A 19,658-nucleotide genomic window follows, 5' to 3' on the forward strand; every position below is an offset into this window, starting at 1 on the left:
GCGTCCTGATTGTGCGGGTGGCTGGTGTGCGTACCTAAACTGTTCGGAGACTCGGGCTCCATCGCCCCGGCTGCAAGAAGCTGCAGGCACGCGCATCGGGCGCGTTTCTCGAACCCACCAATTCTACAGGTGCGAGCCGGTAATAGTAGAGACGCGCCTGCGCGTTGCCCGAGTATCCGACCCAGAAGCAAGGAAAACAGACCGAGAATGAAGCGCATCATCGCCTGGCTGCCCGACCGCGTGGACGTTCGCCTGAAGGTCATCGCGTGGATCTACCTCGTCGGTCAGATCGTGCTGGTCGGCACAGGAGGGCTCGTCCGACTCACGTCGAGCGGCCTCGGCTGCCCCACCTGGCCCAAGTGCACGGCCGATTCACTGGTGAACACACCGGAGATGGGCATCCACGGCGTCATCGAGTTCGGCAACCGGCTTCTTGGCGTGCTGCTCGGGATCGTGGCGATCGTGGCGTTCGTCGCCATCCTTCGCCTGCGCAAGGAGCGCAAGGACCTGTTCTGGCTCACCCTGCTCGCCGGGCTCGGTATCCCGGCCCAGGCGGTCATCGGCGGCCTCAGCGTGCTCACCGAGCTGAACCCGTACGTCGTCGGCCTGCACTTCGTCGTCTCGATCGTGCTCGTCGCGCTGTGCACCACGTTCCTGTTCCGCCTCTACGCTGCCCCCGGACCCCGGATGCGCGCCGTGCCGGCCTGGTTCGCCATCATCACGCACATCACGAGCTTCGTCGTCGCCGTGACGATCGTCGTCGGCATCCTCACCACCGGTTCCGGCCCGCACGCCGGCGACGCGAACGCCCCGAGGAACGACCTCAACCCGGAGATCCTGCAGCACGTCCACGCCATTCCGGCGTATGTGACCTTCGCGCTGACGCTGGTGCTCGTCATCGCATCCCTCCGCATCCGCACCACGCGGGTCCACCGCTACACGATGTACCTCCTCGCAGTCGAGGTGCTTCAGATCGCGGTCGGCCTGATTCAGGCGAACACCGGGCTGCCCGGCATCCTCGTCGGCATCCACATGATGCTCGCCGCCACGCTCGCCGCCGCCATGACCGCCGTCGTGCTGTCGCTCAAGGCGCCGGTCGCCGACGTCGCGCCGGCGAATGCAGCGTCAGAGCGGCGCGGGGCCGCCGTCGCCTGACGGGTTCCGTCGCAGCACGCCGAAGACCGCCTCCCGTGACTCACCGCGGAAATCGACGGTGTGCACGCTCGCCGGATCGAACGCGAAGCCGAGGTCGTTCGCGAGCCGCTTGCTCTGCTCGTTGCCGGTCAGGAACTCCCAGCGCAGCCGGGCGAACCCCATCCCGTCGGGAGCGAGAGCGTGCGCGACCACACGCGCCAGTGCCTCGCGCATGTAGCCGTGCCCGCGCGCACCCGGAGCCTGCCAGCAGCCGAGGGACGCCGAACCCTCCGCCTCGTCCGTGCGGACCTCCACCACGCCGAGCAGCGGGCCGTCGCCGATCCGGTACGCCCACACGGTGAACCGGCCGCTCGCCGCGCCGTGGGGCACGTAGCTGCGGACGAAGAACTCGGCGTTCTCGCGCGTGTACGGCGAGGCCAGCGGGATCCACTGCTGGATGAGCCGGTCCTGGCACGCCGCATACACGGCGTCGATGTCCGACTCGCGCGGCGCATCCAGAACCAGGCGTTCTGTGCGCAGCACGGTCATGGTCAGAACGGCAGCAGCGGGTCGATCGCGACGGCGAGGAAGATCAGCGTCAGGTAGGCGATGGAGCCGTGGAACACGCGCATCGGCGACACGGCGGCGTGACGGATCGCCAGGTTGTACAGGCGGTGCGACTCGTACAGGAACCAGCCGCCGACGACCACGGAGATCGTGGTGTAGACGAGCCCCATGTGCGCCACAGGGATGAGCAGCAGCGAGCAGGCGACCATCGCCCAGGCGTACAGGATGACCTGCAGCCCGACGACGGCGCGGCCGCGGACGACCGCGAGCATCGGGACCCCGGCCTCCTTGTAGTCGTCGCGGTACTTCATCGACAGCGGCCAGTAGTGCGGGGGCGTCCAGAGGAAGATGACGCCGAACAGGATGAACGCCGGCCAGTCGAGCGATCCGGTCACGGCCGCCCAGCCGATCAGCACGGGCATGCATCCCGCGATGCCGCCCCAGACGATGTTCTGCGGGGTGCGGCGCTTCAGGATCAGCGTGTAGAAGACCACGTAGAGCAGGATCGCGACGAGCGAGAGCCCTGCTGCGAGCCAGTTGGTGAAGAAGCCGAGCACGAGAACGGATGCGACACCGAGGGCGTACGCGAAGACCAGCGCCTCGCGGTCGGTCAGCTCCCCGGTGACGAGCGGGCGGCTCTTGGTGCGCTTCATCACCCGGTCGATGTCGCGGTCGATGTAGCAGTTGAACGCGCCGGCGGAGCCGGCGGACATGTATCCGCCGATCACGGTGGCGAGCACCAGCCACAGGTTCGGGATGCCGTTGGCTGCCAGGATCATCGTCGGCACGGTCGTAACGAGAAGCAACTCGACGACACGCGGCTTCGTCAGAGAGAAGTAGGCCTTGACCTTGCGGGCGAAGCCGATTCGGCCCGATTCGACACGGCTCTCTACAGCGACGTCCATTGCTCCTCTAACGATTAGACCGATTCCCCCAGGCGATTCTACGATACCGCCGCCGATCCCTCCCCCGTGTACTCCGCTCGCGGCTTATCCACAACCGGCCGAGGGAACACCCCATGTTTCGTGTGCGTTACCTATACTTGGAGATGCTCGCCAGCCGGAACCCGCAGATCCCCGTGTCCTTTTGTAGGAGTCGGACGGATGCGAATCCGGCGCCGATGACGTCCACGGCGCGCACTACCTCAACCGGTGCGGGACCATGACGGCCCTCACCATTTTCTACGAAGGGTCAGTTTTCACGTGGCAGCTCTGCAATGGGATCCCATTGACAACAAGGCAGTAGACACCGCTCGCGTCCTCGCGGCGGACGCAGTCGAGAAGGTGGGTAACGGGCATCCCGGGACCGCCATGAGTCTCGCACCAGCCGCCTACCTCCTCTTCCAGAAGGTGATGCGCCGCGATCCGCACGACCAGCACTGGCTCGGCCGGGACCGCTTCATCCTCTCGGCGGGACACAGCTCGCTGACGCAGTACATCCAGCTCTACTTCGGCGGATACGGCCTGGAGCTCGACGACCTGGAGAAGCTCCGCACCTGGGGATCGCTCACGCCCGGTCACCCGGAGTACGGCCACACGGACGGAGTCGAGATCACCACCGGCCCGCTCGGCCAGGGCATCTCCTCGTCCGTCGGCTTCGCGTACGCGAGCCGCTTCGAGCGCGGCCTGTTCGACCCGGACGCCGATGCGGGTACCAGCCCGTTCGACCACTTCGTCTACGTGATCGCCGGAGACGGCGACCTGCAGGAGGGCGTGAGCAGCGAGGCGTCCTCGCTCGCAGGCCACCAGCAGCTCGGCAACCTGATCGCGATCTACGACAGCAACCAGATCTCGATCGAGGACGACACCAACATCGCGTTCACCGAAGACGTGAAGGCGCGCTACGAGGCGTACCACTGGCACGTCCAGGTCGTCGACTGGAAGAAGACGGGCGTCTACGAGGAAGACGTGCAGGAGCTGCACGACGCCATCGAGGCCGCCAAGGCCGTCACGGACAAGCCGTCCCTGATCATCCTCAAGACGATCATCGGCTGGCCGGCCCCGAAGAAGCAGAACACGGGAAAGATCCACGGTTCTGCTCTCGGCGCGGACGAGCTGCGCGCCGTCAAGGAGGTCCTGGGCTTCGACCCCGACAAGAACTTCGACGTCGCACCAGAGGTCATCGAGCACACCCGCAAGGCCGTCGAGCGCGGCGCTGAGCAGCGTGCAGAGTGGCAGAAGGGCTTCGACGCCTGGGCAGCGGCCAACCCGGAGCGCAAGCAGCTCCTCGACCGCCTTCTCACCGGGGAGCTTCCCGAGGGCATCGAAGAGGCGCTTCCCGTCTTCGAGGCAGGCAAGGACGTCTCCACCCGCGCAGCGAGCGGCAAGGTGCTCAACGCCCTCGGCGCCGTCATCCCCGAACTGTGGGGCGGCTCTGCCGACCTCGCAGAATCGAACAACACCACCATCGAGGGCGCTGCGTCCTTCGTGCCGTCCGAGCACTCCACGCACGAGTGGACGGGCAACCCGTACGGCCGCGTGCTGCACTTCGGCATCCGCGAGCACGCCATGGCCGCGATCCTGAACGGCATCGTCCTGCACGGGCCGACGCGTCCGTTCGGCGGAACGTTCCTGATCTTCAGCGACTACATGCGCCCGGCCGTCCGTCTGGCCGCACTGATGAAGGCCCCGTCGATCTTCGTCTGGACGCACGACTCCGTCGCCCTCGGAGAGGACGGCCCGACGCACCAGCCGATCGAGCAGCTCTCGACCCTCCGCGCCATCCCGCAGCTCGACGTGGTCCGCCCCGGCGACGCGAACGAGGTCGCGTACGCGTGGAAGACCATCCTGGAGCGTCGCAACGGACCGGCCGGAATCGCCCTCACCCGCCAGAACATCCCCGTGTTCGAGCGTGGAGACGGCGAGGCGTCTGGTGACACCTTCGCGTCGGCTGCGAACGTCTCGAAGGGCGCGTACGTGCTGGCCGAGGCGCCGAACGGCATCCCGGACATCCTGCTGATCGCCACGGGCTCCGAGCTCCAGATCGCCGTCGAGGCCCGCGAGGTCCTCAAGGGCGAAGGCATCAACGCCCGTGTCATCTCCGCTCCGAGCCTCGAATGGTTCGAGGAGCAGAGCGACGAGTACAAGGAAGCCGTGCTTCCCTCCGCCGTCAAGGCCCGCGTCTCCATCGAGGCCGGCCTGGCGCTGAGCTGGAGGAAGTACGTCGGCGACCACGGCCGCAGCGTCTCGATCGAGCACTTCGGTGCGTCGGCCGACTACAAGACGCTGTTCCGCGAGTTCGGCATGACCACCGAGCACGCCGTCGCCGCAGCCAAGGAATCGCTCGCGTCGCTCTGAGCGCGAGACAAGAGGAGATAGAAGAAAATGACAGACTCCACCCCCACCGCACAGCTCTCCGCAGCGGGCGTCAGCATCTGGCTCGACGACCTGTCCCGTGAGCGCATCAACTCCGGTGGCCTCCAGAAGCTCATCGCGGAGAAGAACGTGGTCGGCGTGACCACGAACCCGACGATCTTCGCCACCGCGCTCTCCAACGGAGAGGCGTACGACGCGCAGGTGCGCGAGCTCGCCGCGGCCGGAGCGAACGTCACGGACGCGGTCTTCGAGATCACGACCGATGACGTGGCCACCGCCAGCGACATCTTCAACGAGGTGTTCGAGCAGACCGAGGGCACGGACGGACGCGTGTCCATCGAGGTCGAGCCCGGCCTCGCCCACGACGCGGCGGGCACCATCGCCGAGGCCAAGAAGCTCGCGGCCAAGGTGAACAAGCCCAACGTGCTCATCAAGATCCCCGCGACGGTCGAGGGCCTCGAGGCGATCACCGAGGTGATCGGCGCCGGCATCAGCGTCAACGTCACGCTCATCTTCAGCCTGGAGCGCTACCGCGGCGTCATCGAGGCGTACCTCGCCGGTCTCGAGAAGGCCAAGGCCGCCGGCATCGACCTCTCCGGCATCCAGTCGGTCGCCTCGTTCTTCGTGTCGCGCGTCGACACCGAGATCGACAAGCGCCTGAACGCCATCGGCACCGACGAGGCGCTCGCGCTCAAGAGCAAGGCCGGCGTCGCGAACGCCCGCCTTGCCTACCAGGTCTACGAAGAGGCGTTCGCCACCGACCGCGCCAAGGAGCTCGTCGCCGCCGGCGCCAACGAGCAGCGTCCGCTCTGGGCGTCCACCGGCGTCAAGGACCCGAGCCTGCCCGACACGCTCTACGTGACCGAGCTGGTCGCTCCGAACACCGTCAACACGATGCCGGAGAAGACGCTCGACGCGACCTTCGACCACGGCGTCATCACGGGCGACACCGTCACGGGCAACTACGCAGACGCGCAGTCGGTGCTGGACCAGCTCGCCGCGCTCGGCATCTCGTACGACGACGTCACCGCGCTCCTTGAAAAGGAGGGCGTCGAGAAGTTCATCGTGTCCTGGAACGAACTGCTGGACACCGTGACCGCAGCGCTGGAGGCGGCGAAGTGACGTTCCGCATCCACGTCACGGGCGCCACCGCCGAGGCCGTCAAGGCCGTCGTCCCGCAGCTCGTCGCCGACCGCGTCGCCTCCGGGATCACCGCGCAGGACCCCGCCCTGTGGGGCCCCGCGGCCGAGGCCGAGGCGGCGAAGCGCCTCGGCTGGACGGAGGCCGTCGCGATCTCCCGTCCGCTCGTCGCCGAGATCACCGCTCTGCGCGAGGAACTGCACGCCAAGGGCGTCAACCACATCGTGCTGGGCGGCATGGGCGGATCCTCGCTCGCTCCGGAGGTCATCACGAAGACGGCGGAGGCCGAGCTCACCGTGCTCGACTCCACCGACCCCGGCCAGGTGCTCTCCGCGCTGCGCGACCGTCTCGCCGAGACCGCTGTCGTCATCTCCAGCAAGTCGGGTTCGACGCTCGAGACCGACAGCCAGCGTCGCATCTACGAGAAGTGGTTCCGCGACGCAGGCATCGACCCGACCGAGCGCATCGTGGTCGTCACCGACCCCGGCTCCCCGCTCGATGCGTCGGCTCGCGAGGCCGGATACCGCGTGTTCAACGCCGACCCCAATGTGGGAGGGCGCTACTCGGCGCTGACCGCGTTCGGCCTCGTGCCGTCCGGGCTCGCCGGAGTGAACATCGGCGAACTGCTCGACGAGGCGGAGGCGACGCTGATCGAGCTCGCCGTCGACAACGACGAGAACCCCGGGCTCGTGCTCGGCGCTGCCATCGCCGGCACCAGCCCGCTCAAAGACAAGCTCGGCATCATCGCCGACGGCACGCACATCGTCGGTTTCGCCGACTGGGCGGAGCAGTTGATCGCCGAATCGACAGGCAAGGAATGCACCGGCCTCCTTCCCGTCGTGCTCGACCCGCTCTCCCCCGAGGTCGGCGAGAACCTCCCCGACCTGCAGATCGTGCGACTCGTCGACAACGCTGAGGCCCACCACCTGTTCCCCGCCAACCGCCACGACGGCGAGATCCTCGTCTCCGGCAGCCTCGGCGCACAGCTCATCGTGTGGGAGTACGCCACGGCCGTCGCCGGTCGCCTGCTCGGGATCAACCCGTTCGACCAGCCGGATGTGGAGGCTGCCAAGGTCGCCGCTCGTTCGCTGCTCGACAACCGTCCGGAGCCTGCCACCCCCGCGTTCGTCGCGAACGGCGTCGAGGTCCGCACCACGGGAGACTTCCTGGGCGACGCCGCCACGCTCGACGCGGCAGTGGATGCGCTCCTCGCCCAGCTCGGCCCGGACGGCTACGTCTCCATCCAGGCGTACGTCGACCGCCTCGCCCTCCCGCAGCTCGCCGGAATGCGTGACCTCCTCGCCGCCAAGGCCAAGCGTCCTGTGACGTTCGGCTGGGGACCCCGCTTCCTCCACTCGACAGGTCAGTTCCACAAGGGCGGCCCCGCCGTCGGCGTGTTCCTGCAGATCACGGCCGCAGCGCCGGAGGATCTGGAGATCCCGGAACGTCCGTTCACCTTCGGCCAGCTCATCCAGGCGCAGGCAGCGGGCGACGCGAGCGTGCTCGGCGAGCACGGGCGTCCGGTCCTCACCCTGAACCTGACGAACCCCGAGGCGAGCGTCGTCTCGCTGTTCGAGGCCGTCAACTAACAGCGAATCCTTCCTGACCTAGGAGCTCAATGTCCCCGGTGGAAATCACCCCGGAGTTCAATCCACTGCGGTTGCCCTCCGATCGCCGACTGAATCGCATCGCCGGCCCGAGCAGCCTCATCATCTTCGGCGTGACAGGTGACCTGTCCCGCAAGAAGCTGATGCCCGCTGTCTACGACCTCGCCAACAGAGGCCTCCTGCCTCCCGGTTTCTCCCTCGTCGGGTTCGCCCGTCGTGACTGGGAGGACCAGGACTTCGAGAAGGTCGTCTACGACGCCGTGAAGCAGTACGCTCGCACGCCGTTCGAGGACGACGTCTGGAAGCAGCTCGCCCAGGGCATCCGGTTCGTACCGGGCGAGTTCGACGACGACGCGGCCTTCGAGCGTCTCAAGGAGACGGTCGAAGAACTCGACAAAGAACGTGGAACGATGGGCAACCACGCGTTCTACCTGTCGATCCCGCCCAAGGCGTTCCCGCTCGTCACCGAGCAGCTTCGCCGGTCGGGACTGGCCGACCAGTCCGAGACCGGCTGGCGTCGTGTCGTCATCGAGAAGCCGTTCGGCAGCGACCTGAAGACGGCGCGCGAGCTGAACAAGGTCGTCGAGTCCGTCTTCCCGGCCGACTCCGTCTTCCGCATCGATCACTACCTCGGCAAGGAGACGGTGCAGAACATCCTCGCGCTGCGCTTCGCCAACGAGCTGTACGAGCCGATCTGGAACGCGAACTATGTCGACCACGTGCAGATCACGATGGCAGAGGACATCGGCGTCGGTGGCCGTGCCGGCTACTACGACGGAATCGGCGCCGCCCGCGACGTCATCCAGAACCACCTGCTGCAGCTTCTGGCCCTGACCGCGATGGAGGAGCCCATCTCCTTCGACGCGGCCGACCTGCGCGCAGAGAAGGAGAAGGTGCTCGCGGCGGTCCGCCTGCCGAAGGACCTGAGCACCTCCACCGCGCGCGGCCAGTACTCCAGCGGATGGCAGGGCGGCGAGAAGGTCGTCGGTTTCCTCCAGGAGGACGGGATGAACCCGGAGTCCACCACGGAGACATACGCGGCCATCAAGCTCGACATCGGCACCCGCCGGTGGGCAGGCGTGCCGTTCTACCTGCGCGCCGGCAAGCGACTCGGCCGTCGCGTGACGGAGATCGCCGTGGTCTTCAAGCGTGCTCCGCAGCAGCTCTTCGCCGAGAGCCAGACGTCGGCGCTCGGCCAGAACGCGCTCGTCATCCGCGTGCAGCCGGACGAGGGTGTCACCATCCGCTTCGGCTCCAAGGTGCCCGGCGCCGGGATGCAGGTGCGCGACGTGTCGATGGACTTCGGCTACGGCCACGCCTTCACCGAGGCGAGCCCCGAGGCGTACGAGCGGCTCATCCTGGATGTGCTGCTCGGCGACCCGCCGCTCTTCCCCCGTCATGAGGAGGTCGAGCTCTCCTGGAAGATCCTCGACCCGATCGAAGAATTCTGGGCCACCCAGGGTCAGCCGGAGCAGTACCGTCCCGGCACCTGGGGCCCGAGCTCCGCGGACGAGCTTCTCGCCCGCGACGGCCGCGTTTGGAGGCGTCCATGATCGTCGATCTGCCCGACACCACGACGAGCAACATCTCGAAGGCGCTCGTCAAGATCCGCGAGGAGGGCGGCGCCGTCGCCCTCGGTCGCGTGCTCACCCTGGTGATCGCGACCCACCTCGGCCAGGAGGAGGAGGCCATCGAGGCCGCCAACGACGCCTCCCGCGAGCACCCGATGCGCGTGATCGTCGTCTCCACCGAGGAGGAGCGCACGTCCAACGGCGATGGCCGGCTGGATGCGCAGATCCGCGTCGGCGGCGACGCCGGAGCGAGCGAGGTCATCGTGCTCCGCGCGTACGGTGAGACCGCGAGCGACGAGGAGGGCCTGGTCACCGGGCTCCTGCTTCCCGACGCGCCTGTGGTCGTCTGGTGGCCGGGGATCGCCCCCTCCGTCGTCTCGAAGTCGCCGCTCGGCCGCATCGCGACCCGTCGCATCACGGACGCGTCGGCGCAGCCGGACCCGCAGGAGGCGCTGCGTCACCTGTCGAAGACGTACGCCCCCGGCGACACCGACTTCGCCTGGACCAGGCTCACCCTGTGGCGTGCCCAGCTCGCCGCCGTGCTCGATCAGCCGCCATATGAGCCGATCACGGCCGTCGAGGTCGCAGGGGCGGCAGACTCCCCGTCGACCATGCTGCTCGCGTCCTGGCTGGCGCTGCAGCTCCAGGTCCCCGTCCAGTACGACCTGACCTCGCGTGCGACCGGCTCGAGCGGCATCCACGGTGTCCGCATGGAGCGCGCATCCGGTGTCATCGAACTCGAGCGCGAGATCCCGAACGTCGCCAGGCTGTCGCAGCCGAACCAGCCGACGCACGACCTCTCCCTGCCGCGCCGCAGCCTCCGCGACTGCCTCGCCGAGGAATTGCGTAGGCTGGACCCTGATGATCTGTACGGTGAGGTGATCACCAGAGGCCTCGAACAGCTCGAGACCGCCGACAAGGGAGCGGGCGCGACAGCATGACCAACGAACGACGGGTGCTCGTCCACCCCGACAAGCAGGCGCTCACCGGATCGGTCGCAGCTCGATTCCTCACCAAGACCGTCGACATCCTCGACGAGCTCGATGAGGCGAACATCGCGCTGACCGGAGGGTCTGTCGGCATCGCGGTGCTGGAGGCGATCAACGAGTCCCCCGCACGCGACAGCGTCGACTGGTCGAAGGTCCACTTCTGGTGGGGTGACGAGCGGTTCGTCGAGAAGGCCAGCGAGGACAGGAACGAGACGCAGGCCCGCGAAGCCCTGCTCGACCACATCGCGGTGCCGCCGGAGAACATCCACGCGTTCCCCGCGTCCGATGAGATCCCCGACATCGACGAGGCCGCAGCGGTGTACGCCGCCGAGCTGGAGGCGTTCGCGCCGGAGGGCGCCCGCGCTCCCCGGTTCGACATCACCTTCCTCGGTGTCGGGCCGGACGGCCACATCGCCTCGCTGTTCCCCGACCGTGCCGGTATCCGGGAGACCGAGGCGACGGTGATCGCCGAGCGCGACTCCCCCAAGCCGCCGCCCGCCCGCCTCAGCCTGACGCGTCCGGTGCTGAACGCATCCGACCGCATCTGGCTGGTGCTCGCCGGCAGCGACAAGGCGAGCGCCCTCGGTCTCGCCCTCGCCGGCGCCAGCTACACCGAGGTCCCTGTCGCCGGGGCCAAGGGCCGCAAGCGCACGGTGTTCTTCGTCGACAAGGATGCGGCCGTCGACGTGCCGGAGAACCTGATCGCGCCCAGCTATTGAGCTGACACGACACGCACCAACGACGAAGCCCCGCCGGTCTGAGACCGGCGGGGCTTCGTCGTTGGTGTCGTGCTTTAGTTGGTGGGGCTCAGCTTGCCGCGACGGGCGCGGAGCTGGTTGAGCGCGTCTTCGAGGAGCTGCTCGGCTTCCTCCTCCGTGCGACGCTCCTTCACATAGGCCAGGTGCGTCTTGTACGGCTCGAGCTTGGTGACCGACGGCGGGTTCTCCTTGTCGCGGCCGGCGGGCAGACCCGACGACGGCGAGTCGATCACATCGGGGATCTCTTCCTCAGGAAGGTTCGCCGCGAAGTGGCGGACCGTCTCGTTTCCGAGAGCGTCCCAGTAAGAGATGGTGATGCGCTCAGCGTGGAAACCACGATCCTGCTCCCCCATCGGGCCCGCGCCGACGCGCGAACCCCGAATTGCACTTCCTCCGGATGCCATGCTGCTCCTCGTGGTGAACTAGGGCGCCTACGCGCCGGAATCGAACTTGGTGATGAGTCCGAGCACGACGATGCAGATGATCCAGACGAGCCCGAGAACCACGGTGATGCGGTTCAGGTTGCGCTCGGCGACACCGGATGCGCCGAGGTTGGAGGTGACGCCTCCACCGAACATGTCGGAGAGACCACCGCCGCGCCCCTTGTGCAGGAGGATGAGCAGCGTCAGCAGGAGGCTGGTGATGCCCAGCAGGACCTGCAGGACGACCTGGAGAATTTGCACGACGTACCTTTCGCAAAGCACCCGGACTCAGCGCCCGGGAAGACCAACGACCAGTATAACCGGTGGGGTCAGAGTCCGACGTGCTTCTGGTATCGCACGATGCTCGCGAACTCGGCGACATCGAGGCTCGCGCCTCCGACGAGGGCTCCGTCGACGTTCGGTTCGCGCATGAAACTCGCGATGTTGCCGGACTTCACCGAGCCGCCGTAGAGGATGCGCGTCTTCGCCGCGACATCCTCGCCGAGCACCTCGACCAGTACGGCGCGCAACGCGGCGCAGACCTGCTCGGCCTGCTCCGGGGTGGCAGCCTGACCAGAGCCGATGGCCCAGACGGGCTCGTACGCGACCACCAGGTCGGCCGCCGAGGTGACGTTCGCCAGGGCGGCGCGAAGCTGAGCGACGGGCACAGCGCTCGCGCCGTGCACCTCGAGGTCTTCCGCCGTCTCGCCGACGCAGATGATCGGTGACAGGTTGCGCGACAGCGCCGCAGCGACCTTGCCGGCGACCTGCTCGTCCGTCTCTCCGTGCAGCGTGCGCCGCTCGGAGTGACCGATGATGACGTAGCGGCACTCGAGCTGCGCGAGGAAGGTCGCGGAGATTTCACCCGTGTATGCACCGGACTCGTGCTCGGAGACGTCCTGCCCGCCGAACGTGAGCGGGAGCTTGTCGGCCGACACCAGGGTCTGCACGCTGCGCAGGTCGGTGAACGGCGGGAACACGGCGACCTCGACGCTGGCGAAGTCGTGGTTCGCGTCCTTGAGGCTCCACGCGAGTTTCTGGACGAACGCGATCGCCTGCAGGTGATCGAGGTTCATCTTCCAGTTGCCCGCGATGAGCGGCGTACGCCGCACCGAAGAGCTCACTGCTGCCATCCGAGGACCTCCAGTCCCGGCAGGTGCTTGCCCTCGAGGAACTCGAGGCTCGCACCGCCACCCGTAGAAATGTGACCGAACTGGTCGTCTGTGAATCCGAGAGCGCGCACGGCGGCGGCGGAGTCGCCTCCGCCGACGACCCCGAGGCCGTCGATCTCGGTGAGCGCCTGCGCGACGGCCTTGGTGCCTGCGGCGAACGGCGCGAGCTCGAACACGCCCATCGGGCCGTTCCAGAACACGGTGCGTGCGCCGCGGATGTACTCGCCGAACAGGGTGCCCGTCTCCGGGCCGATGTCGAGCCCGAGACCTGCGGAGCCCCAGTCGGTGTTCTCAATGCCGTCGACGGGGCGCACGACGTGCTCCGCGTCCGCACCGAACTTCGAGGCAACAACGACGTCGCGCGGGAGGACGATCTCGACGCCCAGCTCCTTCGCCTTCGCGAGGTAGCCCTTGACGGTGTCGATCTGGTCGGCCTCCAGCAGGCTGGAGCCGACGGGGTGGCCGAGCGCCGCGAGGAAGGTGAAGAGCATCCCGCCACCGATCAGCAGCGAGTCCACCCGCGGAAGCAGGTGGCCGATGACGCCGAGCTTGTCGGACACCTTCGAGCCGCCGAGGACGACCACGTACGGTCGCTCCGGGTTCTCGGTGAGGCGGTCGAGCACATCCAGCTCGGTGGCGATCAACTGTCCGGCGGCGCTCGGGATGGCCTTAGCCAGCTCGTAGACGCTCGCCTGCTTGCGGTGCACGACGCCGAAGCCGTCGGAGACGAAGGCGTCGCCGAAGGCGGCGAGCTTCGCGGCGAAGGCCTCGCGCTCTGCGTCGTCCTTGCTCGTCTCGCCCGGGTTGAAGCGGAGGTTCTCCAGCAGGGCGACGTCGCCGTCCTGCAGGCCGTCCACCGCATCCTTTGCGCCGGAGCCGACGGTGTCCTTGGCGAAGGTCACCGGCTTGCCCAGCAGCTCGGAGAGCCGCTGGGCAACCGGCGCCAGGCTGTACTTCGCATCCGGGGCGCCCTCCGGGCGTCCCAGGTGGGAGATGACGACCACCTTCGCACCCTGATTGATCAGGGCGTTCAGGGTGGGAATCGACGCTCGCACGCGGCCATCGTCCGTGATCTGGCCGTCCTTCAGGGGGACGTTCAGATCACAGCGGACGATGACCCGCTTGCCGGCGAGCGAACCGAGTGAATCAAGTGTGCGGAGCGTCACGTCGGTTCCCTGTCGTTAGAGGCGCTCGGCCACGTACTCGGTCAGGTCGACGAGACGGTTGGAGTAGCCCCACTCGTTGTCGTACCAGGACGCGACCTTGACCTGCGTGCCGCCGATGACCTTGGTCAGGCCGGCGTCGAAGATCGACGAGTGCGGGTCGCTGACGATGTCGGTGGAGACGATCGGGTCCTCGGTGTACTTGAGGATGCCCTTGAGGGGGCCCTCGGCGGCAGCCTTGTACGCGGCGTTGACCTGCTCGACCGTGACCGGGTTGGCGACCTCGACCGTGAGGTCGGTGATCGAGCCGGTGATGACCGGGACGCGGAGGGCGTAGCCGTCGAGCTTGCCGACGAGCTCGGGGATGACCAGGCCGAGGGCTTTGGCGGCACCGGTGGAGGTCGGGATGATGTTGGCGGCGGCCGCACGAGCACGACGGAGGTCGCTGTGCGGGCCGTCCTGCAGGTTCTGGTCTGCGGTGTACGCGTGAACCGTGGTCATGAGACCGCGCTCGATGCCGAAGTTGTCGAGCAGGACCTTCGCGAGCGGGGCCAGGCAGTTGGTGGTGCAGGACGCGTTCGACAGGATGTCGCTCACGGCGCTGTCGTAGGTCTCCTCGTTGACGCCGAGGACGATCGTGGCCACGTCGTCGCCGGTGGCGGGAGCGGAGACGATGACCTTCTTGGCGCCGCCCGCGATGTGCTTGCGCGCATCCTCGGACTTGGTGAAACGGCCGGTGGACTCGATGACGATGTCGACGCCCAGCTCGCCCCACGGGAGGTTGGCGGGGTCGCGCTCTTCGAGGACCTTGATGGCCTTGCCGTTGACGATGATGTTGTCGCCGTCGAGCTCGACCGTCGCATCCAGACGACCGGTGATCGAGTCGTACTTGAGCAGGTGCGCGAGCGCCTTGTTGTCGGTCAGGTCGTTGACGGCGACGATCTCGAGGTCGCTGCCCTTGGCCAGAGCGGCACGGAAGAAGTTACGACCAATGCGACCGAACCCGTTGATTCCGATCTTTACGGACACAGATGTCTCCAGTTACTTGATGGGCGCCCGACGGCGCGGTGTTGTGGGTAGGGAGCGGACGGCGGTGTCCCGGGCGGCGAACCATCCGGGACACCGTTCCCGCTATGACAGTAGCAGCAGGCCGGAGGTCTTCTCGCGCGCCCTGGTGAAGCGCTCCTGGACATCGCCCCAGTTGGTGATGTTCCAGAATGCCTTGACGTAATCCGCCTTCACATTCACGTAGTCCAGGTAGAACGCGTGCTCCCACATGTCGAGGAGGAGCAGCGGAACCGTGGCCGCGGCGAGGTTGCCCTGGTGGTCGTAGAGCTGCTCGATGATGAGCTTCTGCCCGAGCGAGTCCCACGCCAGGATCGACCAGCCGGAGCCCTGGATGCCGAGGGCGGACGCGGTGAAGTGTGCGCGGAACTTGTCGAACGATCCGAAGAACTCGTCGATTGCCGCCGCGAGCTCGCCGGTGGGCTTGTCCCCGCCGTCCGGCGACAGGTTGTTCCAGAACACCGTGTGGTTGACGTGACCCGCGAGGTTGAACGCGAGGTCTTTCTGGAGCTTGTTGACGTTGCCAAGGTCATCGGCGTCGCGCGCCTCTGCCAGCTTGGCGATGGCGGTGTTCGCACCGTCGACATACGCCTTGTGGTGCTTGTCGTGGTGCAGCTCCATGATCCGACCGCTGATGTTCGGCTCAAGCGCCGAGTAATCGTATGGAAGGTCTGCGAGCGTGTAGTCAGCCATTACTCATCTCCTCATGTGGTTCCCTGCGCGAGCGGTTCGCACCGGGCTTCGAGCGACGTTTCCAGTCTACTGAGCGCAACCGTCTTGACCACCGGTTGCTTCCCCAGGCTGGGGGTCTATACCTCGTCGAGGTCGGACGGCAGATTCGCCTCTGTGCCGGGGATGCCGAGGTCGACGGCCTTCTTGTCCGCCATGGCGAGCAGCCGACGGATGCGGCCGGCGACCGCATCCTTCGTCATCGGCGGGTCGGCGTGGTGACCGAGCTCATCGAGGCTCGAGTCGCGGAAGTTCAGGCGGAGCTCACCGGCGTAGCGCAGGTGGTCGGGAACGTCGTCGCCCAGGATCTCCATCGCGCGCTCCACACGGGCGCAGGCGGCGACGGCGGCCTGGGCGGAGCGGCGCAGGTTGGCGTCGTCGAAGTTCACGAGACGGTTAGCAGTAGCGCGCACCTCGCGGCGCTGACGCAACTGCTCCCAGTTCTCGACGGTCTTGGCGGCGCCCATGTGGACGAGCATCGCGCTGATGGCGTCGCCGTCGCGGATCACGACGCGGTGCACACCGCGGACCTCGCGGGCCTTCGCGGCGACGCCGAGGCGTCCAGCTGCGCCGACGAGCGCCATCGCGGACTCGTTGCCGGGGCAGGTGATCTCGAGTGCCGCGGAGCGGCCGGGGTCGGTGAGCGAGCCGTGCGCGAGGAACGCGCCGCGCCAGACGGCCGCGAGCTCCTCGCGGGAGCCGGTGGTGAGGCGGTTCGGGAGGCCGCGGATCGGGCGGCGGCGTGCATCCAGCAGTCCGGTCTGACGGGCGAGGGTCTCTCCGCCGTCGAGCACGCGGACGAGGTACTGGCTGGTTCGCCGGAGGCCGGAGGCGGAGATGACGGAGACCTCGCTGCGGACGCCGTACAGCTCGGCGAGGTCTTTCCTCACGCGGCGCGCCAGCTCGGGCGTGTCCAGCTCGCTCTCGACGGCGATGCGGCCGCTGATCAGGTGCAGACCACCGGAGAACCGCAGGATGGTCGCGAGTTCGGCTGCCCGGACGGTGGTCTTGCTGACCTCGACCTTCGTGAGTTCATCTTTGACGTCGGCGGTGAGAGCCAATCGTGTTCCTTTTCTGTCGAACGGCCTGTCGTGGGGCCGTGGAGGGTGTGGCCGGCTTCATTCACGGCCGAGGTCGCGGTGTTTTGTGTTCACCGCGAGCCCTGGGATCTCTTTCAACCGGGCGGCGAGCTCTTCCGCAATCGCCACGGACCGGTGTTTTCCCCCCGTGCAGCCTACCGCGATCGTGGCGTGCCTTTTGTTCTCACGCTGATAGCCGTCCAGGATCGGGCGCAGTGCTGCGACGTACGCGTCGATGAACTCCTGTGCTCCGCGCTGCTCGAGGACGAAGTCGCGCACCACGGCGTCGAGCCCGGTGAACGGGCGCAGCTCCGGGTTCCAGAACGGGTTGGGAAGAAAGCGCGCGTCAGTCACCAGGTCGGCGTCGGCGGGAAGGCCGTACTTGAAGCCGAAGCTCATCAGGGTGACCTGGACGCCCGCGGTGTTCTCCGCAGCGAAGGTCTCCGTGATGTTGGTGGCGAGCTGGTGGATGTTCAGATCCGACGTGTCGACGATGATGTCGCTCGCCTCGCGGATCTCCCGCAGGCGGGTGCGCTCCGCGGTGATGCCGTCGAGGATCGTGCCGTCGCCCTGCAGCGGGTGCGGCCTGCGCACCTGCTCGAACCGGCGCACCAGCACGGCGTCCGTCGCCTCTAGGAACAGCACGCGCACCTTGGTGCCCTCGCGCAGGCTCTGGATGAGGTCGCGCAGGTCGACGAAGAAGTTGCGGCCGCGCACATCCACCACGGCGGCGATGCGCGGCAGACCGGACTCCGCGCGATTCGCGAGCTCGATCAGGGGGCGCAGCATCTGCGGAGGGAGGTTGTCGACCACGTACCAGTCGAGGTCTTCGAGCGCGTTGGCGACCGTCGACCTCCCCGCTCCCGACATCCCGGTCACGATCAGCACTTCCTGCTGCTCGGTGTCGGTGCTCATCAGCCTTGTCCTCCGCTCGAAAGGTGTCCCCCAAGCCTAGCGACTGGCGAGTCGTTCGTGGATGGCCGCCGCCAGGGTCGGACCCACTCCGCGCACCTGCGCGATCTCGTCCGGCGTCGCCTTCCTGAGCTGCGCGACGGAGCCGAAGTGCTTCAGCAGCTCCTTGACCCTCGACGGCCCCAGCCCGGGGATCTCGCCGAGCACGGAGCCGATGTCGCGCTTGCGCTTCGCACGCTGGTAGGTGATGGCGAACCGGTGCGCCTCGTCGCGGATGCGCTGGATGAGGAACAGCGCGTCGCTGTTGCGCGGGAGGATGACAGGGAAGTCGGAGTCCGGCAGCCAGATCTCCTCGAGGCGCTTGGCGATTCCGACCAACTGGATGCCCTGCACCCCGGACTCCTCCAGCGCCCGCCTGGCCGCGGCTACCTGCGGCTGCCCGCCGTCGACGATGAGGAGATTGGGCGGGTACGCGAACTTCTTGCGCCGCTTCTCCGCCGCCTCGGCGAGCTCGGCGTCGATGTCGATCTCCGGGTCGTCTCCGTCGTCGGCGGAGTCGGCCGGTCTCACCGGCGCCTCCTCCGTTGCATCCGCGAACTCAGCCTCTGGGTTTTTCAGATAGGCGAGCCTGCGCGTGATGACCTGATAGATCGACTCCGTGTCGTCCGTGGACTCCGGGATGCTGAACCGCCGGTACTGGTCTTTGCGTGGCAGGCCGTCCTCGAACACGACCATCGATGCGACGATGTTGGTGCCGCTCAGGTGCGAGACGTCGTAGCACTCCATCCGCAGCGGTGCGTCGGCCATGCCGAGCGCATCCTGGATGTCGTTGAGCGCCTTGGAGCGCGCGACGAAGTCCGAGCTGCGCCTGGTCTTGTAGAGCACGAGCGCGTTCTTGGCGTTCATCTCGACCGTCTGGGCGAGCGCTGCCTTGTCGCCGCGCTGAGCGACGCGCAACTCGACGCGCCCGGAGAGCCGCCCGCGCGGCGCTGCAGGGTCGCCGATCTCCTGCCTGCGCGCCGTCAGCCACTGCTCGAGTTCGAGCGCGTCGTCCGGCAGCTCGGGCACCAGGATCTCGCGCGGTGGCGCATCCGCGCCCTCGTACGCGTTCTGCACGACCGTCTCGACGAGGTCGCCGAGCTCGACGTCGAGTTCCTTGTCGACCACCCAGCTGCGCACCCCGCGGATGCGGCCCCCGCGCACGATGAACTGCTGCACGGCGGCCGCGAGCTCGTCATGCGCGATGCCGAACACGTCCGCATCCACGTTGTCCGGAAGCACGACGGCGCTCTTGCCCATCGCGGCCTCGAGCGCCTGGATGGCGTCGCGGTGCCTGGCCGCCGCCTCGTAGTCCTGGGTGCCGGCCGCCGCCTTCATGCGCTCGGTGAGCTGCCGGATGGCCTTGGTGTCGTTGCCGGCCATGAACGAGACGAAGTCCTCGGCGAGGCCGCGGTGATCCTCGGGACTGATCCTGCCGACGCAGGGCGCAGCGCACTTGCCGATGTCGCCGAGCAGGCAGGGCCGCCCCGTCAGCTCCGCACGGCGGTACACCCCGTCGGAACAGCTCCGCATCGGGAACGCCTTGAGCATCAGGTCCACCGTGTCCCTGATCGCCCACACCTTCGTGTACGGGCCGAAGTAGCGCGCGTCCTTCACTCCGCGGTTGCGCGTGACCATCACCCTCGGGATGCGGTCCCCGAGCGTCACCGCCAGGTACGGGTACGACTTGTCGTCCCGGAACTGGACGTTGAACGGAGGGTTGAACTCCTTGATCCAGGTGTACTCGAGCTGCAGCGCCTCGAACTCCGACGCGACGACCGTCCACTCCACCGAGGCGGCGGTGGTCACCATGCGCCTGGTGCGCTCGTGCAGGCTGCGGAGCGGCTGGAAGTAGTTGCTCAGCCGCGCGCGCAGGTTCTTGGCCTTGCCGACGTAGAGCACGCGCCGGTTGGCGTCGCGGAAGCGGTACACACCCGGCTGCGTCGGGATCTCCCCGGTCTTGGGCCGGTAGCTGACGGTGTCTGCCACCGCGGGCC

At 67.6% G+C, this 19,658-nt stretch carries 18 protein-coding genes; 7 read left to right on the forward strand and 11 right to left on the reverse strand.

The annotated features are described in order from the left end of the window. Positions 1 to 207 precede the first annotated feature (207 nt). Complete coding sequence (locus ACYVGI_RS07410; protein ID WP_460631988.1) at positions 208 to 1,155, forward strand: COX15/CtaA family protein; 948 nt, start codon at positions 208 to 210, stop codon at positions 1,153 to 1,155. Here the strand turns inward: ACYVGI_RS07410 and ACYVGI_RS07415 are convergent. Then, positions 1,126 to 1,683 (reverse strand): GNAT family N-acetyltransferase, encoded by a 558-nt coding sequence (locus tag ACYVGI_RS07415; RefSeq protein ID WP_460631989.1) that lies wholly within the window; start codon positions 1,681 to 1,683, stop codon positions 1,126 to 1,128. The genes ACYVGI_RS07410 and ACYVGI_RS07415 overlap by 30 nt on opposite strands. A gap of 2 nt (positions 1,684 to 1,685) precedes the next feature. Continuing rightward, positions 1,686 to 2,606, reverse strand: a complete 921-nt coding sequence (locus tag ACYVGI_RS07420; protein ID WP_460631990.1) for a heme o synthase — start codon at positions 2,604 to 2,606, stop codon at positions 1,686 to 1,688. Positions 2,607 to 2,903: 297 nt separating this feature from the next. Between ACYVGI_RS07420 and tkt the strand changes: the two genes are divergently transcribed. Genes tkt through pgl form a run of 6 tightly spaced genes read left to right on the forward strand, consistent with a single transcriptional unit; the run spans position 2,904 to position 11,041 of the window. Further along, positions 2,904 to 4,997, forward strand: coding sequence for a transketolase (tkt, locus tag ACYVGI_RS07425; protein ID WP_460631991.1), 2,094 nt, complete (start codon positions 2,904 to 2,906; stop codon positions 4,995 to 4,997). Positions 4,998 to 5,024: 27 nt separating this feature from the next. Next, complete coding sequence (tal, locus tag ACYVGI_RS07430; RefSeq protein WP_460631992.1) at positions 5,025 to 6,137, forward strand: transaldolase; 1,113 nt, start codon at positions 5,025 to 5,027, stop codon at positions 6,135 to 6,137. Beyond that, the gene (locus ACYVGI_RS07435; RefSeq protein WP_460631993.1) at positions 6,134 to 7,744 is read left to right on the forward strand and encodes a glucose-6-phosphate isomerase; all 1,611 of its coding nucleotides are present in this window, start codon (positions 6,134 to 6,136) and stop codon (positions 7,742 to 7,744) included. The genes tal and ACYVGI_RS07435 overlap by 4 nt, the downstream gene beginning before the upstream one ends. Positions 7,745 to 7,773: 29 nt before the next feature. Next, the gene (gene zwf, locus ACYVGI_RS07440; protein ID WP_460631994.1) at positions 7,774 to 9,315 is read left to right on the forward strand and encodes a glucose-6-phosphate dehydrogenase; all 1,542 of its coding nucleotides are present in this window, start codon (positions 7,774 to 7,776) and stop codon (positions 9,313 to 9,315) included. Continuing rightward, the gene (locus tag ACYVGI_RS07445) at positions 9,312 to 10,274 is read left to right on the forward strand and encodes a glucose-6-phosphate dehydrogenase assembly protein OpcA (protein ID WP_460631995.1); all 963 of its coding nucleotides are present in this window, start codon (positions 9,312 to 9,314) and stop codon (positions 10,272 to 10,274) included. Before zwf ends, ACYVGI_RS07445 begins: the two co-directional genes overlap by 4 nt. Next, positions 10,271 to 11,041, forward strand: a complete 771-nt coding sequence (pgl, locus tag ACYVGI_RS07450; protein WP_055894012.1) for a 6-phosphogluconolactonase — start codon at positions 10,271 to 10,273, stop codon at positions 11,039 to 11,041. Before ACYVGI_RS07445 ends, pgl begins: the two co-directional genes overlap by 4 nt. A 74-nt stretch (positions 11,042 to 11,115) precedes the next feature. On the opposite strand, the gene ACYVGI_RS07455 is transcribed toward pgl, so the two are convergent. The 9 genes from ACYVGI_RS07455 to uvrC form a co-directional block, all read right to left on the reverse strand. Continuing rightward, a complete protein-coding gene (locus ACYVGI_RS07455; RefSeq protein ID WP_055894014.1) occupies positions 11,116 to 11,484 on the reverse strand; it encodes an RNA polymerase-binding protein RbpA in 369 nt (122 codons plus the stop codon). 27 nt (positions 11,485 to 11,511) lie between these two features. Then, positions 11,512 to 11,763, reverse strand: a complete 252-nt coding sequence (secG, locus tag ACYVGI_RS07460) for a preprotein translocase subunit SecG (RefSeq protein WP_055894015.1) — start codon at positions 11,761 to 11,763, stop codon at positions 11,512 to 11,514. A 68-nt stretch (positions 11,764 to 11,831) separates the two neighbouring features. Next, entirely contained in the window at positions 11,832 to 12,635 is an 804-nt protein-coding gene (gene tpiA, locus ACYVGI_RS07465) for a triose-phosphate isomerase (RefSeq protein ID WP_460631996.1), read from the reverse strand. Beyond that, positions 12,623 to 13,840: a phosphoglycerate kinase gene (locus ACYVGI_RS07470; protein WP_460631997.1), complete on the reverse strand. Its 1,218-nt coding sequence runs from the start codon at positions 13,838 to 13,840 to the stop codon at positions 12,623 to 12,625. Before ACYVGI_RS07470 ends, tpiA begins: the two co-directional genes overlap by 13 nt. Positions 13,841 to 13,855: 15 nt before the next feature. After that, positions 13,856 to 14,866, reverse strand: coding sequence for a type I glyceraldehyde-3-phosphate dehydrogenase (gap, locus tag ACYVGI_RS07475; protein WP_055894021.1), 1,011 nt, complete (start codon positions 14,864 to 14,866; stop codon positions 13,856 to 13,858). A gap of 102 nt (positions 14,867 to 14,968) precedes the next feature. Next, positions 14,969 to 15,595 carry a superoxide dismutase gene (locus ACYVGI_RS07480; protein WP_055894023.1) on the reverse strand — a complete coding sequence of 209 codons (627 nt, stop codon included), beginning with the start codon at positions 15,593 to 15,595 and terminating at the stop codon, positions 14,969 to 14,971. A 116-nt stretch (positions 15,596 to 15,711) separates the two neighbouring features. Next, positions 15,712 to 16,692: a DNA-binding protein WhiA gene (whiA, locus tag ACYVGI_RS07485; protein ID WP_460631998.1), complete on the reverse strand. Its 981-nt coding sequence runs from the start codon at positions 16,690 to 16,692 to the stop codon at positions 15,712 to 15,714. A gap of 57 nt (positions 16,693 to 16,749) precedes the next feature. Continuing rightward, positions 16,750 to 17,625, reverse strand: a complete 876-nt coding sequence (gene rapZ, locus ACYVGI_RS07490; protein ID WP_460631999.1) for an RNase adapter RapZ — start codon at positions 17,623 to 17,625, stop codon at positions 16,750 to 16,752. A 36-nt stretch (positions 17,626 to 17,661) separates the two neighbouring features. Continuing rightward, entirely contained in the window at positions 17,662 to 19,650 is a 1,989-nt protein-coding gene (gene uvrC / locus ACYVGI_RS07495; RefSeq protein ID WP_460632000.1) for an excinuclease ABC subunit UvrC, read from the reverse strand. Positions 19,651 to 19,658: the final 8 nt, after the last annotated feature.

This window comes from Leifsonia lichenia (genome assembly GCF_054780215.1).

What these genes read in the sequence shown, in the direction of transcription:
- rapZ (WP_460631999.1), bottom strand. Translation starts at nt 17,625, where the DNA reads ATGAGCACCGACACCGAGCAGCAGGAAGTGCTGATCGTGACCGGGATG.
- ACYVGI_RS07415 (WP_460631989.1), bottom strand. Translation starts at nt 1,683, where the DNA reads ATGACCGTGCTGCGCACAGAACGCCTGGTTCTGGATGCGCCGCGCGAG.
- ACYVGI_RS07445 (WP_460631995.1), top strand. Translation starts at nt 9,312, where the DNA reads ATGATCGTCGATCTGCCCGACACCACGACGAGCAACATCTCGAAGGCG.
- pgl (WP_055894012.1), top strand. Translation starts at nt 10,271, where the DNA reads ATGACCAACGAACGACGGGTGCTCGTCCACCCCGACAAGCAGGCGCTC.
- ACYVGI_RS07480 (WP_055894023.1), bottom strand. Translation starts at nt 15,595, where the DNA reads ATGGCTGACTACACGCTCGCAGACCTTCCATACGATTACTCGGCGCTT.
- ACYVGI_RS07455 (WP_055894014.1), bottom strand. Translation starts at nt 11,484, where the DNA reads ATGGCATCCGGAGGAAGTGCAATTCGGGGTTCGCGCGTCGGCGCGGGC.
- zwf (WP_460631994.1), top strand. Translation starts at nt 7,774, where the DNA reads ATGTCCCCGGTGGAAATCACCCCGGAGTTCAATCCACTGCGGTTGCCC.
- ACYVGI_RS07420 (WP_460631990.1), bottom strand. Translation starts at nt 2,606, where the DNA reads ATGGACGTCGCTGTAGAGAGCCGTGTCGAATCGGGCCGAATCGGCTTC.
- tal (WP_460631992.1), top strand. Translation starts at nt 5,025, where the DNA reads ATGACAGACTCCACCCCCACCGCACAGCTCTCCGCAGCGGGCGTCAGC.
- ACYVGI_RS07410 (WP_460631988.1), top strand. Translation starts at nt 208, where the DNA reads ATGAAGCGCATCATCGCCTGGCTGCCCGACCGCGTGGACGTTCGCCTG.
- tpiA (WP_460631996.1), bottom strand. Translation starts at nt 12,635, where the DNA reads ATGGCAGCAGTGAGCTCTTCGGTGCGGCGTACGCCGCTCATCGCGGGC.